The sequence below is a fragment of the Microcystis sp. M049S2 genome (assembly GCF_020245625.1).
GTDB classification, from domain to species: domain Bacteria; phylum Cyanobacteriota; class Cyanobacteriia; order Cyanobacteriales; family Microcystaceae; genus Microcystis; species Microcystis ichthyoblabe_A.
The window spans coordinates 1-3290 of the sequence record NZ_JADBUN010000045.1 but is presented as its reverse complement, the minus strand read 5'-3'; the positions used below and the strand labels follow the sequence as shown (position 1 = coordinate 3290).

The following is a 3290-nucleotide window of genomic DNA, read 5'->3' as shown; positions in this document are numbered from 1 at the left end:
TCAATAACGGAGGGACAGAGGTGGTTAGCTGAACGTTGGGAAAAACTGATAGTTTTATCGACGTAAGAAGCAGAAAAATTAGCTAAATTAACAGGATGTACTCTCAGACAATTTCAAGAGAGATGGACTTTTAGTGGCTTGAGAACAAGCTTTATCACTTTATTCATAATAAATATTGGCAGAGGATTAAAGATTAATTATTGTGACTAACTCTTTTGGTTAGAAAAAGATAAACTTGAGAATCTTCAGTCAAATTTATTGACTCAAAATCAGCTGTACTTAATTTAAATGAAACAGCCCTACCTTATCAAGGGGGGCAGGGGGGATCGAACCTAAAATCCATTTTTAATTTAATTATAACCAGCTACTTAACACCGGCAAGAAATATTAAACAATCCTCTAGATATGGACAAACAGAATACTATCTAAATTGAGCGAGCCAGTAATGCTATGATCAAAAATTAATTATCTTGAGATGGTAATTTCTGTGATGTTACCTTTTTTGCTACCCATTGCCCAAACTCCCCCTAGTGTAGAAATAATCCGACCGGTGCAGGTGCGTCCTTTACCGAATCAACTAGATCAAGTTCCCGTTTTTAATAGCAATAGTCCCGAATTATTGCTAGGAGAAGGGATTTTGCTTTCGACTTTTCCCCCCCAAGAGAAAAGTTTCCCCTCGGCCCATTTAAATTATGCTTTTCAGGGACGCTTTGATATTTTTGCCCACCATGTAGCCAGGGGGAATTTTCCCGATAATTTACGCACCCTTTATTTGGGGATATTACTCCACAATCCCAGTCCTAATCCAGTCACCGTTAAAATTCTGCAAGGGGCCAGTTATTTGAGTCAACCCGATGCAGCTTTTATCGATTTACCCGCACAAGTGGAAAATAATCAGGGGACAGTTTTTGCCGGGCCGGGAAGTCGGGTAATGGGGGATATTTTAATGGGGCAGCGTCAGGATATTTTTCCCGATAGGATTATTATTCCGGCGGGGGAGAGTTTTATGGTCTTAAATGCGGCGATTCCCGTGCGCGATTTGACTCCCCCTTTAAACGGTAGGTCCACTTATCTCCGTCTGGAAAGTGACGGTCTTCTCTACGCTGCTAGTTTAGCTCTTTATGCACCCCTAGATGAAAATGGACAGGAAAGACCACCAAATCTTACAGAGTGGCAAAATTTGCTAGAAAAAGGCGATTTATCGACTCCGCGCGATCGAGCGCCCACTCCTCCCCATAGTCAAGGACAGATAATTTATGGACGGGTAGCGGGGGTGTCCCAAGGTTCAGCTTGGCCAGCCCGATTGGTCGATCGAGCTTCTTTATGGTTAAATATTCCTGATTCTGGTCAATCTATAGCCTATGGGATTAGCACTCTACCCGGGGGCAAACTGGGAACGGAACAAAATCAAAGTGCTAGTATGTTAGTTCGCTATCCCGATACGGCCTATCAAGCTCATGGTAATTACGGTGTGGAATATCGGTTAAGTTTACCTCTATTTAATCGAAGTGATGAGGCGAAAACAGTGACTATTGCGCTAGAAACACCGATTAAAGAGGATATTATTGGGCAGGGTTTGCGTTTTCTCGATCCGGCTGCCCCACAAGTGTTTTTTCGAGGAACGGTAGCCGTCAATTATAGCGATGACCAGGGACAGGCACAAAGCAGATTTTTCCATCTCGTCCAAAGACGCGGACAAGAGGGGCAATCTTTAGTGACTCTGACTATTCCTCCGGGGGATTGGCGTGTAGTACAGGTAAATTTTTTATATCCACCAGATGCGACCCCTCCGCAGGTTTTAACGATTAAGACCGAGTAGAACAAATTTAAAATTGGCCGTTAATGATCGCAATATTCCATTGACCGTCTTGGTTGGTTTCAAAGGCAATTTGGCGACCATCACCGCTAATGGTGGGATTGCGGACGCTTCCCCGCAGGTTAGCGGTTAACAGGGTTGCACGGGACTGGGAACGATCATAAACCATGACATCACTTTTGCCGCGTTCGCTGGAGATATAGGCAATTAAACGACCGTCAGCATTCAGAGATGGCTGATCTTGGCTAGAATCGCCACGATTTAGGTTAGGAAGATTAACTAAGCGCTTTTCTTGCAGATCGAATAAATATATACTACGACGACCGGAGCGATCGGAAGCGAAGGCTAAATAGCGACCATCAGCACTATAACTGGGAAATTGATCGGGAGCAAAACTATTTAAACCACCGACGGGAACTTGGGGAGTGATCAAAAGAGGGGAATTACAGCCACTTATCCCCGATAACAGCCCAAAAGAGGCCAAAAATCGCCCCAGCCAGACAAAAATTTTTTTTTCTTTCATCTTGACTTTTGACCCCAAATGTGCTAGTAACTTTCTTCCCTGCCGACGGTTTTGAGGGTAAGTAGTTGATTGCCTTGACTGAGACTATCGGCGATCGCTTCTCGAATCGGCAGGTCAATAGTGGTTTCAGCGAGGATTTCTTGGGCTTTTTGCCGCAAATCTGCCCCAGTATCGGCATCTACTTGGTCTAGATCGAGTAATTCCTGCGATAGCTGTTCGATCGAATTCGGGTTAGTCATAGCTCAGGCTCCCAACAAGCTTAATTACAATCCCATTGTAAAGAGGGTCTGGTCCCTAATTGGGTATTTTTTGGCTTTAATTCAGGATTGATACCAATCCAACTTTAAAAACCCAGTTATGAATTGTTTCCCCTCTCTCTTTCTCCCTTCTCCCCTTCTGCTCTTCTCCCCTTCTCCACTTCCCACTTCCCACTTCCTTATTGGTGTATATAGCGTTTCTCACACCTGTCTGGCACAGTGAAACCTTTGCTGATCAAGCTTTTCATCATCGACAATGTACCTCTTGCGAACAGGAAACGCTATATTTAATTTGTATTCTTATCTAGAATAGCTACTTTTATATAACTTTTTTCAGTTCAACTTTTCTGGATTAATCATTAGATATAGAACCATTTTTGATGGTATGACAAGAACACCATTTATAACAACAAAATGTTGAAGCTTCTGAATGTTTGGTCAGGAGAAAATGTTATAAAATCACAATTTAATCAAAGTTTAATAATCCAAGAAGAGAAGATGTCGATGAAAATAGCCATCATAAAAAGCAAGCTTTGACTTTTATTAAATAATTCTGGTTCTTCCGAACTTACCATGTAAAATCAACTAGCAAAATGCCAATTTAATAAACATCTAAGACTAAAGTTTTTAAAGTTTCTAAATCCATAGCCTCTCCTTTTAATCACCTTCAGTTTATTATTAATTCCTTCAACTG

The 3290-nt window shown here is 41.9% G+C and carries 4 protein-coding genes; 1 reads left to right on the top strand and 3 read right to left on the bottom strand.

What is annotated here, in order from left to right:
- The first annotated feature begins 475 nt into the window (after positions 1-475).
- The gene (locus IM496_RS03890; RefSeq protein ID WP_287661276.1) at positions 476-1819 is read left to right on the top strand and encodes a DUF3370 domain-containing protein; all 1344 of its coding nucleotides are present in this window, start codon (positions 476-478) and stop codon (positions 1817-1819) included.
- Positions 1820-1826: 7 nt separating this feature from the next.
- Here IM496_RS03890 and IM496_RS03885 read toward each other — a convergent pair whose 3' ends face one another.
- The 3 genes from IM496_RS03885 to IM496_RS03875 form a co-directional block, all read right to left on the bottom strand.
- Positions 1827-2339 (bottom strand): TolB family protein, encoded by a 513-nt coding sequence (locus IM496_RS03885; protein ID WP_287661275.1) that lies wholly within the window; start codon positions 2337-2339, stop codon positions 1827-1829.
- Between the two features lie 23 nt (positions 2340-2362).
- Positions 2363-2578: a hypothetical protein gene (locus tag IM496_RS03880; protein ID WP_002797803.1), complete on the bottom strand. Its 216-nt coding sequence runs from the start codon at positions 2576-2578 to the stop codon at positions 2363-2365.
- Between the two features lie 599 nt (positions 2579-3177).
- On the bottom strand, positions 3178-3290 hold a 113-nt coding region (locus IM496_RS03875; protein WP_036400142.1), incomplete at its 5' end, for a transposase.

Coding starts and splice junctions, on each gene's coding strand:
- IM496_RS03890 (WP_287661276.1), top strand. CDS start 476: ATGGTAATTTCTGTGATGTTACCTTTTTTGCTACCCATTGCCCAAACT.
- IM496_RS03885 (WP_287661275.1), bottom strand. CDS start 2,339: ATGAAAGAAAAAAAAATTTTTGTCTGGCTGGGGCGATTTTTGGCCTCT.
- IM496_RS03880 (WP_002797803.1), bottom strand. CDS start 2,578: ATGACTAACCCGAATTCGATCGAACAGCTATCGCAGGAATTACTCGAT.